The 20,871-nt window shown below is 73.0% G+C and carries 23 protein-coding genes; 9 read left to right on the top strand and 14 right to left on the bottom strand.

The features are described 5' to 3' along the window. Positions 1-43 precede the first annotated feature (43 nt). Together JWQ92_RS16485 and JWQ92_RS16480 are read left to right on the top strand one after the other, a co-directional pair. A complete protein-coding gene (locus JWQ92_RS16485) occupies positions 44-829 on the top strand; it encodes an isocitrate lyase/phosphoenolpyruvate mutase family protein (RefSeq protein ID WP_297345550.1) in 786 nt (261 codons plus the stop codon). Between the two features lie 49 nt (positions 830-878). After that, positions 879-1,202 (top strand): YbjQ family protein, encoded by a 324-nt coding sequence (locus JWQ92_RS16480; protein ID WP_297345549.1) that lies wholly within the window; start codon positions 879-881, stop codon positions 1,200-1,202. Positions 1,203-1,379: 177 nt separating this feature from the next. On the opposite strand, the gene JWQ92_RS16475 is transcribed toward JWQ92_RS16480, so the two are convergent. The 3 genes from JWQ92_RS16475 to JWQ92_RS16465 form a co-directional block, all read right to left on the bottom strand. Then, a complete protein-coding gene (locus JWQ92_RS16475; RefSeq protein WP_297345548.1) occupies positions 1,380-3,056 on the bottom strand; it encodes an FAD-binding dehydrogenase in 1,677 nt (558 codons plus the stop codon). 137 nt (positions 3,057-3,193) lie between these two features. After that, complete coding sequence (locus JWQ92_RS16470) at positions 3,194-3,886, bottom strand: ABC transporter ATP-binding protein (protein ID WP_297345547.1); 693 nt, start codon at positions 3,884-3,886, stop codon at positions 3,194-3,196. Between the two features lie 29 nt (positions 3,887-3,915). Beyond that, the gene (locus JWQ92_RS16465) at positions 3,916-5,394 is read right to left on the bottom strand and encodes an ABC transporter permease (protein WP_367276756.1); all 1,479 of its coding nucleotides are present in this window, start codon (positions 5,392-5,394) and stop codon (positions 3,916-3,918) included. Between the two features lie 204 nt (positions 5,395-5,598). Here JWQ92_RS16465 and JWQ92_RS16460 point away from each other — a divergent pair, with 204 nt between their 5' ends. Continuing rightward, positions 5,599-5,829 (top strand): hypothetical protein, encoded by a 231-nt coding sequence (locus JWQ92_RS16460; RefSeq protein ID WP_297345546.1) that lies wholly within the window; start codon positions 5,599-5,601, stop codon positions 5,827-5,829. Between the two features lie 24 nt (positions 5,830-5,853). After that, entirely contained in the window at positions 5,854-6,528 is a 675-nt protein-coding gene (locus JWQ92_RS16455; RefSeq protein ID WP_297345545.1) for a 1-acyl-sn-glycerol-3-phosphate acyltransferase, read from the top strand. A gap of 3 nt (positions 6,529-6,531) precedes the next feature. Here JWQ92_RS16455 and JWQ92_RS16450 read toward each other — a convergent pair whose 3' ends face one another. Beyond that, positions 6,532-7,557, bottom strand: a complete 1,026-nt coding sequence (locus JWQ92_RS16450) for an acyltransferase family protein (protein WP_297345544.1) — start codon at positions 7,555-7,557, stop codon at positions 6,532-6,534. Positions 7,558-7,698: 141 nt separating this feature from the next. Here JWQ92_RS16450 and JWQ92_RS16445 point away from each other — a divergent pair, with 141 nt between their 5' ends. After that, positions 7,699-8,790: a Gfo/Idh/MocA family oxidoreductase gene (locus JWQ92_RS16445; protein ID WP_297345543.1), complete on the top strand. Its 1,092-nt coding sequence runs from the start codon at positions 7,699-7,701 to the stop codon at positions 8,788-8,790. Then, positions 8,787-9,518, top strand: coding sequence for a ThuA domain-containing protein (locus JWQ92_RS16440; protein ID WP_297345542.1), 732 nt, complete (start codon positions 8,787-8,789; stop codon positions 9,516-9,518). Before JWQ92_RS16445 ends, JWQ92_RS16440 begins: the two co-directional genes overlap by 4 nt. Before the next feature lie 23 nt (positions 9,519-9,541). Here JWQ92_RS16440 and JWQ92_RS16435 read toward each other — a convergent pair whose 3' ends face one another. After that, positions 9,542-10,036: a MarR family transcriptional regulator gene (locus JWQ92_RS16435; protein ID WP_297345541.1), complete on the bottom strand. Its 495-nt coding sequence runs from the start codon at positions 10,034-10,036 to the stop codon at positions 9,542-9,544. Positions 10,037-10,269: 233 nt separating this feature from the next. On the opposite strand from JWQ92_RS16435, the gene JWQ92_RS16430 reads away from it, so the two are divergent. From JWQ92_RS16430 to JWQ92_RS16420, 3 genes are read left to right on the top strand one after another with little or no spacing between them, the layout of a single operon-like run. After that, on the top strand, positions 10,270-11,013 hold the full coding sequence (locus tag JWQ92_RS16430) for a sugar phosphate isomerase/epimerase (RefSeq protein WP_297345540.1): 744 nt from the start codon (positions 10,270-10,272) through the stop codon (positions 11,011-11,013). Then, a complete protein-coding gene (locus JWQ92_RS16425) occupies positions 11,010-12,122 on the top strand; it encodes a Gfo/Idh/MocA family oxidoreductase (RefSeq protein WP_297345539.1) in 1,113 nt (370 codons plus the stop codon). Before JWQ92_RS16430 ends, JWQ92_RS16425 begins: the two co-directional genes overlap by 4 nt. Next, positions 12,122-13,186, top strand: coding sequence for a Gfo/Idh/MocA family oxidoreductase (locus JWQ92_RS16420; RefSeq protein WP_297345538.1), 1,065 nt, complete (start codon positions 12,122-12,124; stop codon positions 13,184-13,186). Before JWQ92_RS16425 ends, JWQ92_RS16420 begins: the two co-directional genes overlap by 1 nt. A gap of 114 nt (positions 13,187-13,300) precedes the next feature. On the opposite strand, the gene JWQ92_RS16415 is transcribed toward JWQ92_RS16420, so the two are convergent. From JWQ92_RS16415 to JWQ92_RS16375, 9 genes are all read right to left on the bottom strand, one after another. After that, positions 13,301-14,080, bottom strand: a complete 780-nt coding sequence (locus JWQ92_RS16415) for an SDR family NAD(P)-dependent oxidoreductase (protein WP_297345537.1) — start codon at positions 14,078-14,080, stop codon at positions 13,301-13,303. 1 nt (position 14,081) lies between these two features. Further along, entirely contained in the window at positions 14,082-14,387 is a 306-nt protein-coding gene (locus JWQ92_RS16410) for a hypothetical protein (protein WP_297345536.1), read from the bottom strand. 45 nt (positions 14,388-14,432) lie between these two features. Further along, complete coding sequence (locus JWQ92_RS16405; protein ID WP_297345535.1) at positions 14,433-15,239, bottom strand: inositol monophosphatase family protein; 807 nt, start codon at positions 15,237-15,239, stop codon at positions 14,433-14,435. A 76-nt stretch (positions 15,240-15,315) separates the two neighbouring features. Continuing rightward, positions 15,316-16,299, bottom strand: a complete 984-nt coding sequence (locus tag JWQ92_RS16400) for an SDR family oxidoreductase (RefSeq protein ID WP_297345534.1) — start codon at positions 16,297-16,299, stop codon at positions 15,316-15,318. A gap of 160 nt (positions 16,300-16,459) precedes the next feature. After that, positions 16,460-16,711, bottom strand: coding sequence for a hypothetical protein (locus JWQ92_RS16395; RefSeq protein ID WP_297345533.1), 252 nt, complete (start codon positions 16,709-16,711; stop codon positions 16,460-16,462). A gap of 46 nt (positions 16,712-16,757) precedes the next feature. Beyond that, entirely contained in the window at positions 16,758-16,907 is a 150-nt protein-coding gene (locus JWQ92_RS16390; protein ID WP_297345532.1) for a hypothetical protein, read from the bottom strand. Between the two features lie 55 nt (positions 16,908-16,962). After that, positions 16,963-18,567 carry an APC family permease gene (locus JWQ92_RS16385; protein ID WP_297345531.1) on the bottom strand — a complete coding sequence of 535 codons (1,605 nt, stop codon included), beginning with the start codon at positions 18,565-18,567 and terminating at the stop codon, positions 16,963-16,965. A 127-nt stretch (positions 18,568-18,694) separates the two neighbouring features. After that, a complete protein-coding gene (locus JWQ92_RS16380) occupies positions 18,695-19,849 on the bottom strand; it encodes a CaiB/BaiF CoA-transferase family protein (protein ID WP_297345530.1) in 1,155 nt (384 codons plus the stop codon). A 17-nt stretch (positions 19,850-19,866) separates the two neighbouring features. Then, complete coding sequence (locus JWQ92_RS16375; RefSeq protein ID WP_297345529.1) at positions 19,867-20,826, bottom strand: proline iminopeptidase-family hydrolase; 960 nt, start codon at positions 20,824-20,826, stop codon at positions 19,867-19,869. Between the last annotated feature and the right edge of the window lie 45 nt (positions 20,827-20,871).

Raw genomic sequence — 20,871 nt, 5'->3', positions numbered from 1 at the left:
GAACACCGACTGCGCGTCACCCGCGGTCCGTATGCTCCGCCGCATGGCATCAGCACCCGAGGGCACCCCGGAGCGCGCGCTGGCGCTCAAGGCCCTCCACGAATCCCCCGAGATCCTCCGCCTCGTCAACGTGTGGGACGCCGTCAGCGCCCGCGTCGTCGCGGGCCTGCCCGGCACGAGGGCCATCGCGACCGCGGGCCATTCCATCGCGGCGTCGTTCGGCTATCCCGACGGCGGCATGCCGCTCGAGACCGCGCTCGCCGGGGCGAGGACGGTCGCCGAAGCCGTGGACCTTCCGGTCACCGCCGACCTGGACGACGGGTACGACGAGCCGGGCGAGACGGCACGCCGGGCGATCGGCTTCGGCATCGTCGGTGCCAACATGGAGGACCGGCTCCGGCCGCTTCCCGAGGCGGTCGAGCGCGTCCGCGCGGTCACGCGCGCCGCGGAGCAGGAGGGCGTGGCGTTCCAGCTGAACGCGCGGACCGACGCGTTCCTCGGGGCGGGCAGGCGGCCGGCCGACGAGTCGATCGCGGACGCGGTCGAGCGGGGCCGGGCCTTCCTGGACGCCGGCGCCGCCCTCGTCTTCGTGCCCGGCCCCACTCGGCGCGAGATCATCGAGCGGGTCGTCGAGGGCATCGGCCGGGGCCGGATCTCGGTTCTCGGCCTGCCCGGCGCCCTCCCGGCCGCGGAGTACGAGGCGCTGGGCGTCGCCCGCATCTCGTACGGCCCGCTCCCCCAGCGGGTGGCTCTGCGGGCGCTTCGGGACCTCGCCACGGACCTCTACGGCACGGGCGTCGTGCCGGAGGACACGCCCTCCCTGAACTGAGGCGGATCGGCCCGCCGGCGCCGTGACGCCGAGGGCTATGGTCGCGATCATGCTGATCTCGACCATGAACGACCTGCCCGGCTGGGCCATCGACGAGGTGCTCGGCGAGGTCTTCGGCCTCACGGTCCGCTCCCGCAACGTCGTCGCCCAGTTCGGCGCCGGCCTGCAGTCGATGCTCGGCGGCGAGGTCACCGGGATGACGCAGGCGCTCGTGGACAGCCGGTTCCAGGTCATCCAGCGGATGCAGGAGGAGGCCGCGGCGAAGGGGGGCAACGCGATCGTCGCGATGCGGTTCGACACCTCGGAGATGGGTCAGACCTGGACCGAGATCTGCGCCTACGGGACCGCGGTGCGTGCCCACAAGCTCACCTGACCCCTCCGCATCCGCGCCCCTCGATGCTCGAGGCTCCGCGGCCGACGGAAGACGTCGCCCTGCCCTGACGGCGTCCTGCGGATGGAGGGGCGGATTCTGCGTGAAGTCCTGGGCCGAGGGCCCCTGGCGGGGCCGGGGCCGGGCACGTCTGAGCGGTCCGGGCGGCCGTGACGGGGATCAGAGCGCGTCGGCGAGGGCCCGGCCGGTGGTGCGGCCCGTGAAGACGCAGCCGCCGAGGAAGGTGCCCTCGAGCGCGTTGTAGCCGTGCGCCCCGCCTCCGCCGAAGCCGGCCGCCTCGCCCACGGCGGAGAGTCCGGGCAGCACGGAGCCGTCGGGGGCGAGCACCCGGCCCTCGAGATCCGTCTGGATGCCTCCGAGGCTCTTCCTGGTGAGGATGTGCAGCTTCACGGCGATCAGAGGGCCGGCCGCCGGATCGAGCAGCCGGTGCGGCCTCGCGATGCGCCACACCCGCTCGCCGAGGAATCGGCGCCCGTTGTGGATGGTCTGCACCTGCGCGTCCTTGGCGAAGGGGTTCGCCATCTCGGCGTCGCGGGCCCTGATCTGGCGCTCGAGCTCCCGCGCGTCGAGCAGCGGCACGTCGGTGAGGCCGTTCATCCGGTCCACGAGCTCGTCCAACCCGGCTGCGACGACGAAGTCGGCGCCCCGCTCGACGAAGGCGCGGACCTGCGGCGGGGCGCCTCGGCCGAGCCGGTCCCGAGCGACCCTCCGCAGGTCCCGCGAGGTGAGATCGGGGTTCTGCTCGGAGCCGGAGAGCGCGAACTCCTTCTCGATGATCCGCTGCGTGAGCACGAACCAGGAGTGGTCGTACCCGGCGATGGCGGGGTCGGCGCGCAGCAGCCGCAGCGTGCCGAGGGTGTCGGCGCCGGGGAAGCCGGGCGCGGGCAGGCGGCGGCCGATCGCGTCGAACCACATCGAGGACGGGCCGGGCAGGATCCGGATGCCGTGCCCCGGCCAGATCGGATCGAAGTTCCGCACCCCCTCCGTGTAGTGCCACATCCGGTCACGGTTCGTGAGCCGCGCGCCGGCCGACTCGGCGATGTCGAGCATCCGCCCGTCGACGTGCGCGGGGACCCCGGTGATCATCGTGGCGGGCGGCGTCCCGAGGCGGTCGGGCCACCAGCGGCGCACGAGCTCGTGGTTCCCGCCGATCCCGCCGGACGCGAGCACGACCGCCTGAGCGCGCAGCGTGAAGTCGCCGACGACGTCGCGGTTCGAGGGGATGCCGCGAGCGGCGTCGTCCTCGTCGAGCAGCGCGCCCTCCACCCCGACGACCCGGCCGGCCTCGACGAGCAGCCCGTCGACGCGGTGCCGGAAGCGCAGCGTGACCCGGCCCTCGGCGGCGGCGGCGCGGATCCGGTCCGCGAAGGGCTCGGAGATCCCGGTTCCGGTGCCCCACGCGATGTGGAACCGCGGCACGGAGTTGCCGTGCCCGAGCGCCCGGCCGTCGCCCCGCTCCGCCCAGCCGACGAGGGGCGTGAACCGCACGCCGCGGTCCTTCAACCACGGCCGGGCCTCGCCGGCGGCGAACTCGACGAACGCCCTTCCCCACCGGGCGGCCCACTCGTCCTCCGGATGGTCGCCCTCGAGGCGGTCCCACTGCGCGGAGCCCTGCCAGTCCTGCCAGGCGAGGTCGAAGGAGTCCTTCACGCCGAGGCGGCGCTGAGCGGGGGTGTCGACGAGGAACATGCCACCGAAGGACCAGTAGGCCTGGCCGCCGAGGTTCGCGGCGTTCTCCTGCTCGACGATGGTGACCCGGCGTCCGGCGCGCAGCAGCTCGTCCGCGGCGACGAGGCCCGCGAGGCCGCCGCCGACCACGATCACGTCCGCGTCCATCCCCACCGCCTCCCGCGCCGCACCGCGCTCCTCGAGGGAACCACATCCCTCGCCGCGCCGCCGGATCGGCCGAGCGACGTGCGGTTCCGGCCGATCGGGTGGGCCGTGGGCGACCGGATCGGCCGAAGGAGCACCGCTCAGCCGACGGGCACCGTGGCGACGGGCCGCTCGGTGAGCACGCCCGCGCGCAGCTGCAGCCGGCGCTTCGCTCGCCGCGCGACCCACGAGTCGTGCGTGACGACGACGAGGGTGATGCCGCGCTCGTCGCGGATGCGTTCGAGCAGCTCGATGATGTCGTTGCGAGTGTCCTCGTCGAGGGCGCCGGTCGGCTCGTCCGCGAGCAGCACGCTCGGGTCCTTCACCAGCGCCCTGGCGATCGCCACGCGCTGCTGCTGGCCGCCCGACAGCTCGGACGGCAGATGCGAGGCCCGGGTGTCGAGCCCGACCGCGGCGAGGGCCTCAGCCGCCCGCCGGCGCCGATCGGTGGCCGCGATCCCGAGCGGCGCGAGCGCGGTCTCCACGTTCTCCTGGGCGGTGAGCGTGGGGATCAGGTTGAACCCCTGGAACACGAAGCCGATCCGCGTCGCCCGCACCCGGCCGAGCTCGGCGTCGCGCATCCGGGCGAGGTCCTTGCCGTCGAGGAGGATGCTGCCCGTCGACGGGCGGTCGAGCGCACCGAGCAGCTGGAGCAACGTCGATTTGCCGCCGCCCGTCTGCCCCTGGATGGCGACGTGGTCACCGTCCTCGATCGTGAGGTCGACGTCCTTCAGCGCCGTCACGATGCGGGAGCCCTGCTTGTAGGTCTTGCCGATGTTCGTCAGCTGGTACATGTCGGTGGTCCTTCGTTCGAGTCGGATGGTCAGGCGACGCTGCGGAGTGCGGCGGCGGGACGGAGGCGGGTGGCGCGCCAGCCGCCGAAGGCGCCGGCGACGAGGCCACCGAGGATGGCGAGCGCCACGGCGAGGCCGAGCACGGAGGCGGTGACGGGCAGCGAGAGGGCGATGGACGCCGCCGAGGTCGCGGCACGCGCCACGCCAGCGGGGCCACCGGGTCCTCCGGGGCCCGCGGTCGCGGTCGCCGCGGACGCGGTGAGCGTCGGGTGGATCACGTTCACCACCGCGATCGCGGCGAGGCCGAGCGCGACGCCGATGGCGCCGCCGAGGAGGCCCTGCACCACGGACTCGCCGGCGACCTGGCCGACGACGCGGCGGTTCGTCCAGCCGATGGCCTTCAGCGTGCCGAACTCCCTGGTGCGCCGGGTGACGCCGGAGACGGTGAACAGCACGGCGAGCAGGAACGCGGCTGCGAGCACGAGCACCGACAGCCACAGGCCGAGGCTCTGGGCGAGCGACGCGGCGGTCGACACCGAGCCGGTGACGGTGGAGGCGAGGCTCGCCTGAGTGTTCACCGTCATGGGCGAGCCGAGGCTCTTCTCGAGCGCGGTCTGCACCGCACCGATCTGGGCGGCGCTCGTCGCCTGGACGAAGACGCTCGTGACCTTGCCGGTGTCGCCCGAGAGCTTCTGCGCGGTGTCGAGCGGGATGTAGAGGTTCGAGGCGGAGGCGCCGCTCGCGGAGGTGGACTTCACGATGCCGACGACCGAGAACGTCTTGGCGTCGATCGTGACGGTGCTGCCGACCTTCTTGCTCGCGCTCGTCGCGTAGTCGCTGTCAAGCACGGCGACGTCCTTGCCGGCGTCGGCCGCGGTGAGCATCCGCCCGCTCGTCAGGGCGGTGGACGACAGCGGGCCGACGGCCGTCGAGGCGGCGACGTCGTAGCCGAGCACCGTCGTCGAGTCGATGCCGAAGGAGCTGGGACCGCCGCTCGTGCCCGTGCCGGCGGTGGGCCGGGTCTGCGGGGCGCTGCTCGAGCCCGAGTTCGGGGTCTGCCCGCTGAACGTCGTGCTCTCCAGGCCGAGCACGCCCGTGGCGGCCTGCACGCCGCTGGTCGAGGCGATCTTCGTGACCGCGGTGGCGGCGAAGGTGGTCACGCCGCGGGCGGTCCGCAGCTGCGCGGAGTTGAAGGTGCGCGTGCCGCCGGTCGTGCTCCCGGCGCCGGCACCGAACGTGAACTGCTGCGTGCCGGAGGAGGAGGTCGTGGCGGCCTTCGTCACCGTGATGTCCGTGCCGACGCCGTAGACCGAGGCGAGGGCGCTCGCCTGCGCGGCTTTGACCCCGCCGGCGACGGAGTTCACGACGATGACGAGCGCTATGGCGAGCGCCATCCCGACGGCGACGATGAGCGTCTGCCGTCGGCGGTTCTTGAGTTCGCGAGTGAGATAGGTCCTGAACATGGGGTCGACGGTGGCGGCGCGACCTATGGCGATCCGATCGGACACGGAAGGGAACGTCAGGATTCCCTATGAGCTCGCGATGAGGCGCTGCCGCAATCTGCGGCCGGCATGGAGGGTTGGGCCCGCGCACCGGGGGCTGACGACCGCGCGGGCCGCAGACCTGCCGAGGGACGATGTCGAGCCGCGGCCAGCCGGGACCCAGGCGCTCTTCATCCCGGAGACCCAGCATGCGATCACGAGGAGGTGCTCATGCTCGACAGGGACGTCGAACCGGAAAGGGACGGACGGCGCCGATACGGCCTCACCACCCAGGACGCGATCGCCGCCTACCGCGACGGGCATCCGGAGCTGCTGCCGGCCGCGAACCGGTGGAAGTTCTTCGTGGACGATCACGCGGCGGGCCGCCACGTCCCCTCGGATCCCCGGCTGCTCCGCATCTGCCCGATCTGCCGCATGACGGCCCACCGCGGCGCCGCCTGAGCCGACCACCGATACGGTGGCTCGATGCTGTTCTGGGGCCTGAAGCTCCTCATCATCGGTCCGCTGCTCCGCCTGCTGCTGCGTCCGACGGTGACCGGAGCGGAGCACATCCCGGCGACCGGCCCGGTGATCCTCGCCGGCAACCACCTGTCGTTCATCGATCCGATCGCGCTCGCCGCGCTCGCCCGCCGGCGGGTGCGCTTCCTCGCCGCGAGCACCTACTACGTCAAACGGGGCGCTGCCGGCCGGTTCGTGGGCCTGTTCCTCACCCACACCGGGATGAAGCCGATCGACCGCTCGGGCGGGTCCGCGTCGGAGGCGTCCCTGCGCACCGGTCTCGAGATCCTGTCGAAGGGCGCGGTCCTCGGCATCTATCCGGAGGGCTCCCGGACCCGGGACGGCCGCCTGCATCGCGGACGCACCGGCGTGGCCCGCCTGGCGCTCCTCTCCGGGGCACCCGTCGTGCCGGTCGCGATGATCGGCACCGCCGAGGTCATGCCGGTGCACAGCCACAGCGTGCTGCCGCGCATCCGCCGGATCGAGATGCGGGTCGGCGCCCCGCTGCTCCCGGAGCGCACCAGCGATCTCACGGACGGGGCGGCGCTCCGCGCCTTCACCGACCGGATCATGCGGGCGCTGCAGGAGCTGGGCGGCCAGGAGTACGTGGACGAGTACACGAACGCCCGCCGGGACCGCTGATCGTCAGCGTGCGAGCAGCCAGCGCGGCTCGACGGCCCAGCCGGTCGCCCGCCGCACGACGGGGGTGGCGAGCACCAGCGCGAGCGTGACGGCGAGCACGCTGATCGCCACGACGCCGACCCAGCCGAGGTCGATGAGCGCCCCGTGCACGCCCGCGCTCTCGAGCAGCCGCACGACGAGGCCGTGCAGGAGGTACGGGTACATCGTCGCGGCCCCGAGCGCGGTGAGCCACGACCGTCGGGCGGGGACCAGCGCGAGCGCGGCGAGCACGAGCACCGCCGTCACCGCGTCCAGCAGCAGGGCGTCGCCGAGGTACTGCAGGACCGTCACGTGCAGCTCGCCCGCGCTCTGCTGCCGATTGAGCCAGCTCACGTCGATCGAGGGCGCCAGCAACCACGCCGCGACGGCCGCCGCCGCCATCACGGCGCCACCGGCGATCCGCGCCCGCACATCCTTGAGCCAGGTGAAGCGGTCCGCGCCCAGCACCTGCCCGGCGACGAACCACGGCAGCAGCTGCGCGGCCCGCGAGATCGCGAACCCGTCGTCCCGGATCGTGATCCCGGCGACGAGCGAGACGACGAGCGCCAGCGCGATCGGGAACCGCACAGCGCGCCAGAGCGGGGCGGTGAGGCGCCAGATGAAGAGCGCGAGCAGGAACCAGCACACGTAGATCGGCGACGCCAGATCGAACGGCTTGCTGTCGTGCCGCAGCCACGCGAGCTCGAGCGCGTAGAGGGCGTCGAAGATCACGTACGGCACCAGGACCGTGGTCACCAGCTTGCGCACCTGCTCCGGCCGCCCTTCGAAGCCGCGCGAGAAGATCCCGCACACCAGCGCGAACGCCGGTACGTGGAAGGTGTAGACGAGCACGTACGCCGCCTTCGCCGCCGGGATGTGATCGATCGCGGGGACCCAGTTGTGTCCGAGCACGACGAGCACGATGAGCAGGAACTTCGCGTTGTCGAAGAACGGGTCCCTGCTCGTCGCCGCGGACCGTGGCGCCGCGGCCGTCGCACGCGTGGCCGTCACACGCTCCAGCATCCGCACCGTGCCTGGGCGCGCGGTCCACACCCACCCTGACCGAACGATGAGGAAGCCGTCGGACCGCTGGGCTAGCGTGAACGGCCGCCGCGGCAACGAGCCCGGCGACGACCGTCAGAAAGGTGCGACGTGCCCGCTCCCTCCTCCATCGAACCGCTGCGCGTCGGGGTCGTCGGTCTCGGCTTCGCGGGCACGACCGCCCTGGACGCCTTCCGGTCGCTCCCGGGCGTCGAGGTCGTCGCCCTCGCCGGTCAGGAGCAGGCGCGACTCGAGGAGCTGGGCGCGTCGCGCGACGTGCCGAACCTCCATCACGACTGGGAGGACCTGGTCGCCCGCGACGATCTCGACGTCGTGAGCATCGGCGTCCCGAACCACCTGCACCACCCGATCGCGATCGCCGCGCTCGGCAGCGGCAAGCACGTGTTCTGCGAGAAGCCGCTCGCGCCCACCGGTGCCCTCGCGCAGGAGATGGTGGACGCCGCGCGGGCTGCGAACCGGGTGCTCGAGATCGCGTTCAACCACCGCCGCCGGGCGGACGTGCAGTACCTCCGCCGCTACCTCGACGAGCACGACATCGGGCGGATCTACCACGCCCGCTCCAGCTGGCGGCGCCGCGTGGGCATCCCCGGCCTCGGCTCCTGGTTCACGAACCGGCAGATGGCGGGCGGCGGCCCGATGGTCGACCTCGGCCCGCACATGCTCGACATCGCTCTGCACCTGATGGACGAACCGAGGGTGACGAGCGTCAGCGCGGTGGCGTACGAGGAGCTCGGGCGGGCGGGCCGCGGCGGTCGCACCGGCTCGACCACGACCGGCGGCACCCGCACGTTCGAGGTCGAGGACTTCGCGAGCGCCCTGCTCCGCCTCGACACCGGCGGGAGCATCCACCTCGAGACCTCGTGGGCGAGCTACTCCGCCGACGAGGAGGACATCGCGGTCGAGCTGCTCGGCGCGACGGGCGGCGTGCGCCTGTTCGTGCGCGACTACGCCACGGACGACACGATCCGCATCTACGGCGACGTCGCGGGCGCACCGGTCGTCACCGCGCCGACCGTGCACGTGCCCGCGGGGCATCACCTGGCGGTCATCGAGGAGTTCGTCGCCACGGTCCGCTCCGGGTCGTGGGCGAACGCGTACGGTGACTACGCGCTGCACCGCAGCCGCGTGATCGACGCGGTCTATCGGTCCGCCGAGGAGCGCCGGGAGGTCGAGGTCGTATGAGGATCACCGTCTGGAACGAGAACCTGCACGAGACCCGCGGCGACGCGGTGGTGCGTGAGAACTACCCCGACGGCATCCACCGCGCGATCGCGGCGGGGCTCGCCGGGTTCTTCGACGGCGCGGACGACGTGCTCCGCACGGCGACGCTGCAGGATCCGGAGCACGGGCTGACGGATGCCGTGCTCGACGAGACGGACGTGCTGCTCTGGTGGGGCCACATCGGTCACGCCGAGGTCGCGGACGAGGTCGTCGACCGCGTGCACCGGAGAGTGCTCGCCGGCATGGGGCTGCTCGTGCTGCACTCCGGCCACTACTCGAAGATCTTCCAGCGCCTCACCGGCACGACGAACTCGCTCCTCTGGCGCAACGACGGCGAGCGCGAGCTCGTGTGGACGATCGACCAGACGCATCCGATCGCGGCAGGCGTGCCGAGCCCGATCGTCGTGCCGCGCCAGGAGATGTACGGCGAGCCGTTCGACATCCCGGTGCCCGACGAGCTCGTGTTCATGTCGTCGTTCGAGGGCGGCGAGGTGTTCCGGTCCGGCGTCACGTACACGCGGGGACTCGGCCGGATCTTCTACTTCTCCCCCGGCGACCAGGAGTACCCCGTCTACCACCAGCCGGAGATCCTGCAGGTGCTGGCGAACGGCATCCGCTGGGCGGCACCGCGGCAGCCGCTGCGGGACCAGACGGCCGAGAACGCGCAGCGGGACTGGTTCCTCGGGTAGCGCCGGCCCTCAGCCCTCAGCCCTCAGTCCCCGGCCGCCGCGTCCATCGCGAGCAGGTCGAGGCTCTCGGGCGACGGCTCGCCGGCAGCGTCGCCGAACCGGCGCAGGCCGTCGATGGCCGCGTGCCGGTCGGCCGGATCCATCCGGCCGAGGATCGCGACGAGCGCCTGCTCCCGTCTCCGCCGTGCCTCGTCGACGAGGCGGATTCCGGGAGGCGTGAGGTCGAGGGTGATCAGGCGGCGATCGGAGGGCTCGGAGCTGCGATGCACCCAGCCGCCGCGCACGAGCCGGGCGACGAGCCGGGTCCCGGTCGAGGCCGTGACGCCGAGCCGCGCCGCGAGCGCTCCCGCGGCGGTGGGGCCGAGCGCCCGCAGCAGCACGAGGGCCCGGAGCTGCGGCATCGTCACCTCGTCGAGCGCCGGGATGAGGGAGTCGGCGATGACGCCGACGAGCGCTCTGGTGCCGCGGACCGCCTCGGCGAGGTCCTCCTGCGGGATCCCGTTGTCCTTCTCCGCCATCCGTCGAGCTTCCGTGTCCGGCCGTGCGACGCCTGCAACCGTTGCCGTCGCGGTAACGGTACCGGGCCGGGCGAGGGCCCGTCGGGGGAATCCCTGCGGATGCGCCGGAGACAGGCCGAGCCGCCGTCATCGCGGTTCCACAGCCTTCGTCGGGGCGGACGACGAACCGTCGGGGATAGCCTGGAACCGAGGCGGGCCCACCTCGCCGCCGACGTCCTGCGAAGGAGCACCCCGTGCCGACCCAGCCCCTGTCCGTCCAGCTGTACTCGGTGCGTGACGCCGTGGCCGCCGATCTGCCCGGCGCCTTGACGCGGCTCGCCGGCATCGGGTTCACGAACGTCGAGCTGTACGGCTTCGTCGACCGCGCCGACGAGTACGCCGCCGGGCTGCGCGACGCCGGGCTGTCGGCGCCGTCCGGTCACGCGCCGGTGCTGCAGTACGACGACCCGCGCGCCGCCTTCGAGGCGGCGAAGACGGTCGGCGTGCACACCCTGATCGATCCGCACCACCCCGCGGAGCACTGGCAGTCGGCCGACGACATCAAGGCGGCGGCCGAGCGGATGAACACGATCGCCGCCGCGGCGGCCGAGTTCGACCTCGCCTTCGGCTACCACAACCACTGGTTCGAGCTCGAGGCGCACCACGACGGCGTCACCGGCCTGGAGCTGCTCGAGCAGCACCTCGACCCCGCCGTCGTGCTCGAGGTCGACACGTTCTGGGTGACCGTCGGCGGCGAGTCCGCTCCGGCGCTGCTCGGCCGGTTCGGCGACCGCGTGAAGTTCATCCATGTGAAGGACGGCCCCATCACCCGCGACACCTCGACGCAGCTGCCCGCGGGGCAGGGCGACGTCGACGTGCGGGCCGTGCTCGCCGCCGCGCCCCAGGCGATGCGGGTGCTCGAGTTCGACGCGTACACCGGCGACCCGTTCGACGGGCTCGCCGAGTCGTTCCGCTTCGTCTCCGAGCTCGAGCGATGAGCCGCGGCCCGGTCGGCGTCGGCGTCATCGGCGCCGGCGTCATCAGCGACCAGTACCTGTCGAACCTCACGACGTTCCCCGACGTGACGGTGCGGTTCATCGCCGACCTCGACGTCCCGCGGGCCGAGGCGCAGGCGCAGAAGTACGGCGTGCCCGGGTCCGGCTCGGTCGAGCAGCTGCTCGCCGACGACTCCGTCGAGATCGTCGTGAACCTCACCATCCCGGCGGCACACGCGGACGTGGCGCACCGGGCCCTCGACGCCGGCAAGCACGTCTGGAACGAGAAGCCGCTGACGACCGACCGGGCGAGCGCCACGGAGCTGCTCGAGCACGCCGGGCGTGCAGGGTTGCGGGTCGCCTGCGCGCCCGACACCGTGCTCGGCGCCGGGATCCAGACGGCGCTGCGTGCCGTGCGGGAGGGCGTGATCGGCGCGCCCCTCAGCGCGACGACGATGATGCTCTCCCCCGGCCCCGAGTCGTGGCACCCGAACCCCGCGTTCCTGTTCGCGCGGGGCGGCGGCCCACTGTTCGACATGGGCCCCTACTACCTCACGACCCTCGTCTCCGCGTTCGGCTCCATCGGCTCCGTCGCCGCCGCCGCATCCATGGCGTTCCCGACCCGCACGGTCGGATCCGGCCCCCTCGCCGGCACCGATGTCCCCGTCGAGGTGCCCACCCACGTCGGCGCGCTGCTGCGGTTCGCCGACGGCGGCGCCTCGGCGCAGTCGACGTTCAGCTTCCAGTCGGCGCTGGCCCGCCAGGGCTTCGTCGAGATCACCGGCACGGACGGCGTCCTGGTGCTCCCCGATCCGAACCGGTTCGAGGGCGACACCGTGCTGTGGCGCCGCGGGTCGAGCGAGCCCGAGACGCTGACCGCCGTCGGCGCGACCGCCGGCCGCGGCATCGGCGTGCTCGACCTCGCCCGCGCCATCCGCACCGGCGGATCGGAGCGCGCGAGCGGGGCGCTCGCGGCGCACGTGCTCGACGTCATGCTGTCCATCGCGGATGCGGCGGACACCGACCGCTTCGTCGAGGTGGCGAGCCGCGCACCGCAGCCGGAGCCGCTGCCCGCCGACTGGGACCCCGCGGCCGCCTCGGACCTCGGCTGATGCGCGCCGGGCTCATCGGCGGCGGCTTCATGGGAGCCGTGCACGCCCGATCGGCCCGCGCGGCCGGTGCGGACGTCGTCGCGGTGGCCACGAGCTCCGCGGACGGAGCCAGACGCGCGGCGGAGTCGCTCGGGGTGCCCGTGGCGGCAGAGTCCGTCGATGCGCTGCTCGCGCTCGACCTCGACGTCGTGCACGTCACCTCGCCGAACGCCGCGCACCTGGAGCACGCGCTGGCCGTGCTCGCCGCGGGTCTCCCGGTCGTCTGCGAGAAGCCCCTCGCCACGAGCGCGGCAGATGCCGCACGCCTCGCCGACGCGGCCCGTGAGGCCGGGATCGTCGCGACGGTGCCGTTCGTCTACCGGTTCCATCCGATGGCCAGGGAGGCGCGCGACCGGGTCCGCTCCGGCGGCCGCGTGTTCACCGTGCAGGGCGCCTACCTCCAGGACTGGCTGCTGAACCCGGACGACGACGACTGGCGCACGGATCCCTCCGCCGGCGGCCCGTCGCGGGCGTTCGCCGACATCGGCTCGCACCTCGCCGACCTCACCGAGTTCGTCGCCGGTGAGCGGATCACGCGGCTTCTGGCCATCACGCGGACCGTGCATCCCGAGCGGAACGGGCATCCGGTCGCCAGCGAGGACGCGGCGGCGGTCGTCGTCGAGACGGCGTCGGGCGCCATCGGCACGCTGCTGGTCTCCCAGGTGGCTGCCGGGCACGACAACGGACTCGTGCTCGAGGTCGCGACCGCAGGCGGCGCAGTGCGGTTCGAGCAGGAGGAGCCGAACCGCCTCTGGCTCGGCGCCCGCGGGGAATCGACCCTGCTGTCCCGCGGCGGCCCGCAGAACGGCGCGGACGCGCTGCGGCTCTCGATCGTGCCGCCCGGCCATCCGATGGGCTACCTCGACGCCTTCGCCGCCTTCGTGCGCGACAGCTACGCCGCCATCGGCGGGGCGCGTCCCGACGGGCTGCCGACCTTCGACGACGGGCTGCGTGCGGCCCGCCTCACCGACGCGGTGCTCCGCTCGGCCGAGACGGGCGAGTGGGTCGACACGTCGCACGCGTAACCACCGGACCCGTCGGCGACGGAGGATCTGGTCCCTCCCGGAGGACCGGAACGGCTGTTCGGTCCTCCGCTGACGACCGGATCATCCGTCAGCGACGGCGGCAGCGGGCTCGGCTCAGCGGGCCGTCCAGCCGCCGTCGATCGCGAGGGTCTGGCCGGTGATCAGCGAGGCTGCAGGCGCAGCGAGGAACACGACGGCATCGGCCACCTCGCGCGGCACGCCGATGCGGTGCAGCGCCGCGATCCGCTCCACCGTGTCCGCGCGGAACGCGGGGTCCCCGAGCGCGGCCTCGGTACCGTCCGTCTCGATGAAGGTCGGCGCGACCGCGTTCACGCGGATGCCGTCGACGCCCCACTCGACGGCATGGCACCGGGTCATGTGCACGACGGCCGCCTTGGCGATGCAGTAGGCGGACTCGCCGGGCAGCGCCACGAGGCCGGCCTGGGACGCCATGTTCACGATCGCCCCGCCCCCGGCCGAACGCATGCGCTTCGCGGCATGCTGGGAGAGGGCGAACGCGCTGCGCACGTTCCACGCCCAGACGTGGTCGAAGTCGTCGAGCGACACCTCGGCCGCGGGCGCCGACGGGATCCCGCCGCCCGCGTTGTTCACGAGCACATCGAGCCCGCCGAGCGCCTCCGCCGCGGTGTCGAGCGCCGCTCGGCTCGCCTCGACGTCGAGCACGTCCATCGCGAGCGGCACCGCCCGGCGGCCGAGCGCCTCGATCTCGGCGACGGCGCCGCCGTCGTCGTCGACGTCCCGCAGCCCGAGTCCGACATCGGCGCCTGCGCGGGCGAGTGCGACCGCGATCGCCCGTCCCAGCCCGCGTCGCGCGCCCGTCACGACGGCCACCCGGCCCGTCAGGTCGAAGGGCCGGTCGTCCGCAGCGGCCACGTCAGCGCTGCCCGCCGTCGGGTGCGGCATGATCCGCGACGGGGCCGACGCCGTCCGCGTCCGGGTGGCGTGGGATGTGCACGTCCTCGGGGTCGACGTCCACCTGGCCGTCGTCGGTGTAGTCGCCCGTGCCGGGCAGCACCTTCACGGCGTCGCGGTCGATGTCCGGGTCGTCGAGCGCGGGACTGCCGGCTTGGTCGTCCTGCAGCTCGCCGACCTCGCGGTCGCTGCTCGGGCTGTAGTCGGTGTCCTTGCGCTCACCCGGCGGCACGTTGGGAGGGGACTCGAGGAAGGGGTCGTCGCTCATGGTCCGACGGTAGGTCGTTCCATCGTGGGTTGCCTGCGTGCGCCGTCAGGCGCCGAGCCGCTGCAGCAGGCCGTCGAGCTCCCGCACCACCGCCGGGTGCCCGGCGATCACCATGCGGTTGGCCGGCGCGGCCCCCGCGAGACCGGTGACCACCCCGCCCGCCTCCGTCACGAGCAGGCCCCCGGCCGCCTGGTCCCACGGGTTGAGCCCCTGCTCGAAGAAGGCGTCGAGCCGCCCCGCGGCCACCGACGCGAGATCGATCGCCGCGCCACCCGTCCGGCGCAGATCCCGCACCAGCGGGATCAGCTCCCCGGCGACCCTGGCCTGGTTGCCCCGGATCGCGTGCGTGTAGTGGAACCCGGTCGACAGCAGGGCCCGATCCAGCTCGGCGGGGGGTCGGACCTGCAGCACGCGATCGCCGAGGTGCGCGCCGCCGCCCGCCGAGGCGGTGAAGACCTCGCCGAGGGCGGGTGCGGCGACGGCGCCCGCGAGCGCGCGCCACGTCTCCGGATCCGGATCCCCCTCGACCGCGGCGATCGACACCGACCAGTTCGGCAGGTCGTAGAGGTAGTTGACGGTGCCGTCGATCGGATCGACGACCCAGGTGATGCCGCTGGTGCCGGTCCCGGCGCCCGACTCCTCGCCGAGGAATCCGTCCGCCGGCCGGGCGGCGGCGAGCCGGGCGCGGATGAGGTCCTCCGCCGCCCGGTCGGCGGCGGTGACGATGTCGATCGGCGACGACTTCGTGTTCTGCACCTCGACGCCCTCGCGGCGCAGGCGCGCGGCGAGCTCCCCCGCCTCGACGGCCACCTCGCGTGCCAGGCGCAGGAGCTCCTGGGCACCGGCGGTCACCGGACGGTCCCGGCAGGGGTTCGGATCGGCGCGCTCATGCGCGAACGCTATCCCGCGCCGGGACGGCGGCCGGGCGTCAGGTGGCGCGACGCGCGAGGCGACTCGCCACGACGGCGGCACCGGTCGCCGCGAGCGCACCGGCGAGCGCCAGGCGTCCGGCGGTCCTGGTGCGCCCCGCCCAGCCGCCCGTGGCGGTCGCGTCGGCGGGATCCCGGGCGGGTTCGAACAGGATGCCCGAGGTGTCGTCGGCCGGCCGGGTGGGCGAGAGGTGCGTGGTCTCCACCATCACCGCCATCTGCGCCTCGACGGGCCGCGGCGTGCGGCGGTGGCGGCGCACCATCGTCCGGCCGAGCCGACCGATCACGATCTCGTCCTTCGGGGACCTGGCGGCGGCCACGATGACGTCGGCGACCTTGTCCACGCTGTACACGGGCGGCATCGCCTGCACGCGCCGGCCGGTGTGGTTCGCGGAGTGGCGGAAGAACGGGGTGTCGACGGTCGGCGGCAGCACGGTGGCCACGTGGACGTCCTTCAGCTTCTGCAGCCGCAGCTCCGCGCGGAGGCTGACGCCGAGCGCGCGCACCGCGGCCTTCGACATGCTGTACGCGGCCGTGTAGGGCTGCGGGATCTCGCCGACGATCGACGACACGTTGACGATCACGCCGCGGCGGCTGGGCATCATCACCTCCAGCGCGGCCCGGGCGCCATGCACGTAGCCCATGACGTCGACGTCGATCACCCGCCGGAACTCGTCGAGCGGCACCTCCACCACCGGGGCGAAGACGGAGACGGCTGCGTCGTTGACCCAGATGTCGATGCCGCCGAACCGGGCCACGGCGGCTCGTGCGAGGGCCTGCACCGCATCCCAGTCGGTGACGTCGGTCGGGACGGCGATCGCGTCGCCTCCGGCGGCACGGCATTCCGCGGCGAGTGCCTCGAGCACGGGCCCCCTGCGGCTCGCGAGCACGAGGCGGTCCCCCTTCGCCGCGAACCGCAGTGCGGCGGCCCGGCCGATCCCGCTCGACGCGCCCGTGAGCACGACCACCCGTCCCTCGCTCATGACCCTTCTCCCTCGCGCGCCGTCGGATCCGTGCGCCAAGCGCAGCCCTCGAGACGTGCGGGATCAAGCCCTGCGGCGGTGATCGCGGCGCACCCGCAGCGGCCTCCCGGCTCCCACGGAGCCAGGAGGGTCGGCGCTCATCCGGCTCTCAGAAGGCGGGTCAGGCGGCGCCGCCTCCCGTGCGCCACGTCGCGTCGATGCGGACACCGTCGGCCGTCTCGGTGATGTGCAGGGCGATGTCCGCGTCGAGCAGCGCAGCGTCGACGTCCGCCCCGTCGGCGGCGGCCTGCTCCGCGAGCCGCTCGAACACGACCGCCACGGCACGCCCCCAGTCCTGCGGATGACGGCTCGTCGTCTCCTGGGATGCCGCGTACTCGCGGTCCGTCGGAGCGGCACTTCCCTCGCTGGTCATGCAGGAACGGTAGCGGGACCGGGCGTGAGGCGCCCGTGGGCGGTCGTCAGAGCGAGGTGAGCGGCGGCACCCCGAAGCTCTTCGGCGGCTTCACGTCGTGCCGCGGCGCGCTCTCGGGACGGTCGGCGTCGTCCCCGAGCACCCCGTTCGTCTGGTCGAACACGTGCGGTGCGCCATCGGCTCCGGATGCGGTCATGGCGTCACCGTGGCACGGACGGGTGCCCGTGTCGAACGTCGGACCGCCACGCCGCTCACCGGAGCGCGTCCTCGCGCTCGATCCGGTCCGCGGAGCGCCGGTCCGGCCTGGCGATCACGAAGTAGACGCCCCCGATCAGCAGCAGCACGATCACGACCACGAGGGTGATCCAGTCGAGGTTGAACAGCGCCCCCCGGGGACTGGTGAGCCCGGTCGGGACGACGATGTTCAGCAGCATGAGCGCGAGGTAGACCGCCGCGACGATGCTCACCGGCCAGCCCCAGCGGCCGAGCCGGAAGGCGCCCGCCGGTCGCCATCCGCGGCTCCTGGCGATCATCGAGCCGATCACCGTGAGGAGGAACGACAGGTAGATGCCGGAGACGCCGAACGAGACGAGCGCGGTCAGGGCGTTGATGCCCGCCGGGAACACGAACCAGAGGATGTGCACGTCCTTGGCCGGGTTCACGTTGACGAGCAGGGTGAACAGGACGGGCACCACGCCGGCGACGAGGAGCGCGTTCACCGGCGTGCGGAACCGCGGGGAGACGCGCCGCAGCCACCCGCTCGCCGGCAGCTGGCGGTCCCGGGCGTAGGAGAAGAGCAGCCGGGACCCGGCGCCCTGCACGGCGGTGCCGCACGAGAAGAACGCGATGCAGACGACGAGCAGGAAGACGTCCTGCAGCCACTGCGGCAGCTCGCTCAGGATGAGCGGGATGCCGCCCGAGAAGGAGAGGGCGGCCGCGTAGCCCTTGTGGCTCGCCGGCGAGGCGAGGAGCAGTCCGGCGACGAGGACGAACGACGCGACCCCGCCGTAGAGCAGCGAGGACCGCATCGCCCGTGGCACGTGTCTGGAGGCGTCCTTCGTCTCCTCGGCCACGTCACCCGCCGACTCGAAGCCGTAGAAGATGTAGCTGTGCGCGAGCACCGCGACGAGCGCGGCCGCCGCCCACGATCCGCCGAAGTCGACGCCGAGCGTGTTCGACTTCACGGTCTCCGCGCCCTGGGACGAGAACAGGAAGTCGAGCCCGTGGTGGAAGCCGGCGATCGCGAGGGCGATCGCGACGCCGAAGGTCCCGATGGTCTCGACATAGACGCCGACGCGGCTGATGCGGCTCATCGCCTTCGCCCCGACAGTGTTCACGATCGTCTGGACGAGGATCAGCAGCACGGTCACCACGAGGATCGTGGCGTGGTTCGTCGCGTCGAGCTTCAGCCCGAACAGGTCGTTCAGCAGCGCGGCCAGGTAGGCGGCCATGCCCGTGTCGACGCTCGCCACCGTGACGAGCAGGGCGAGCCCGTAGATCCAGCCCACCCACCAGCCGTAGGCCGGGCCGACGCTGCGCTTGCCGTACTGGTACAGCGCACCCGCCAGCGGGTAGTGGCTGCCGAGCTCGCCGAAGACGAGCGCGACGAGCAGCATGCACAGCACGACGGGGATCATCAGCCAGATGTACGAGGGCCCCGCGGCACCGGCCCCGAGCACGAACAGCGAATAGACGCCGACCATGGGCGACAGGTACGAGAAGGCGATGCTGAAGTTGTCGAACAGGCCGAGCACGCGGCGCAGCTCCGGCCGGTAGCCCAGCGACAGCAGATGGGTGTCCTCGTTCGTCGCGGCCGGGGAGCTGGTGTCCGAGGGGTCGGGCGCGGTGGCGGTCATGGGGCTCCTTCATCGTCGAAACGAGCACAGCAGGCCGGCGCCTCGCCGTTGAGGCCCGTGCCTGCTGAGGTGATGCTAGGGAGTGGGCGGTGCGCGCGCTAGAGGCGCGCTGTGAGGCGGCGCGGGGTCATCGCGCCTCGCTCTGGCGCTCGTCGAGCCACGTCGGCGAGGTGGTCGAGCCGAGCCGTGGCGGCGGCGTCCTGTAGCCGGCGGCAGCGCCGGACAGCCGGATCGGGCCGGCGGCCTGGCGGGCGCCGCCCTCCTCCCCCACCACCATGTCGAGGCCGAGACGCGCGGCCAGCGCGAACGCCTCCGTGACACTGTTCACGACGCCTGCGGGCACCCCCGCGCGGGTCAGGCGGTCCTGCCACTGGTCCCCCGTCGCCCCGAGGAGTCGTCCCTGGAGCAGGTTGTGCAGCACGTCGCGGTGCTGCACGCGCATCGCGTTGTCGGCGAAGCGCGGGTCGCGGGTCAGCTCGGGCAGCCCCGTCTCCCGCGCCAGCGCCGCGAACTGCTGGTCGTTGCCGACGGCGACCGCGATGGTCCGGTCCGCCGTCTCGAACGTCTCGTACGGCGCGATGCTCGGATGCGTGTTCCCGTTGCGCTCCGGCGAGCGCCCGGTCGTCAGGGCCGCCGAGCCGGCGTTGACGAGACCGGCGAGCAGCGACGAGAGGAGATCGACCTCGATCCGCTGCGGGCCGGATCCCCCGTCCCGGCGGCGGAGCGCGAGCAGGATGCCGCTGAACGCGTTGAGGCCGGTGAGCACGTCGACGAGGGCGACGCCGACCTTCAGCGGGGGTCCGTCCGCCTCGCCCGTCACGCTCATGAGGCCACCGAGGGCCTGCACCACGAGGTCGTAGCCGGGCAGCTGGGCACCGGCCCCCGAGCCGAATCCGGTGATCGAGCAGTAGACGAGCCGTGGGTTCTCCTGCGCGAGCCGCTCGAACCCGAGTCCGAAGCGGTCCATGACGCCCGGGCGGAAGTTCTCGACGACCACGTCGGCGGTCGCGGCGAGCCGCCGTGCGAGCTCGGCCCCGTCTCCGGCGAGGTCGCAGACGACGGACCGCTTGTTGCGGTTGACCGCGGCGAAGTAGGTGGCGTTCCCCTCGGCGTCGACGGGTGGCCGCCACGCGCGGGTCTCGTCGCCGCCGGGGCTCTCGATCTTGATCACGTCGGCGCCGAAATCAGCGAGCATCATCGTCGCGTACGGGCCGGCGAGCACGCGGCTGAAGTCGGCGACTCGGACGCCGGTCAGCACGCCCGCGACCGCCGACGATGCCATGGTCGACAGGGCCCGGCTCAGAGCGACTTCAGGAACTCGATCAGGCCCGGGAAGTAGTGCGCTGGGTCGTCGAACTGGCTCAGGTGGCTGCCGTCCGGGCAGTGCAGGTACCGGCCGTTCGGCAGCTGCTCCGCCATCCAGCGCATGTACGCCGGATCCATGGTGTCGTGCGTGCCACCGATCGTCAGGGTCGGCACCCGGATGGAGCGGAGGTCTCCGGAGCGGTCCCAGTCCTCGAGCGACCCTGTGAGGCCGAGCTCGCTCGGGCCCTGCATCGGCACGTAGATCGACGGGTTGGTGTGCGCGAGGCCGCGCAGGACGGGATCGGGCCACTCCGCCACGGGGATCCGGCAGACGTGCTGCTGGTAGTGGTGCGCCATGAGCAGCTCCTCGTAGCGGGGGTCGTCCGTGGTGCCCTCGGCCTCGAACCGCTGGATCTCCGCCAGCACGTCCTGATCCATCGCCGGCATGAGCACCTCGCGCGCGTACCGGTTGTACTCGGGCGCGCTCGCCATCATGTTCGAGATCACGAGCCCCTTGAGGTGCTCCTGGTGGTGGACCGCGTACTCGGTGGCGAGCAGGCCTCCCCACGACTGGCCGAGCAGCACGAAGTTCGATGCGTCGAGCCCGAGCGCGACCCGCACCTGCTCCACCTCGTCGACGAAGCGGGAGAGCTCCCAGAGCGACGGGTCGTCCGGCTGGTCGCTGCGGAACGAGCCGAGCTGGTCGTAGTAGTAGTACTCGATGCCCTCGCGCGGGAACCAGACGTCGAACGGCTCGTAGAGCTCGTCGGTCGAGCCGGGGCCGCCGTGCAGCAGGAGCACCTTCAGGTCCGGGTCGGTGCCGACCCGCTTGGTCCAGACGGAGAACTCGCCGCTCGGCGTCGAGATCGGGATCCGCCTGGCGCCCCCCGACACGACGTCCTTCGGGTCCCAGGTGCTCGTGTCGAAGTAGGCGGACGACTCGGTGGTGCTCATCGCTCCACGATAGGACGGCTCCTCACCCGTTCCCCAGCGGCGGGG

The organism is Amnibacterium sp. (assembly GCF_025463795.1).
In the GTDB taxonomy this organism is placed as follows: domain Bacteria; phylum Actinomycetota; class Actinomycetes; order Actinomycetales; family Microbacteriaceae; genus Amnibacterium.
This window is presented reverse-complemented; position numbering and strand designations above follow the sequence as displayed.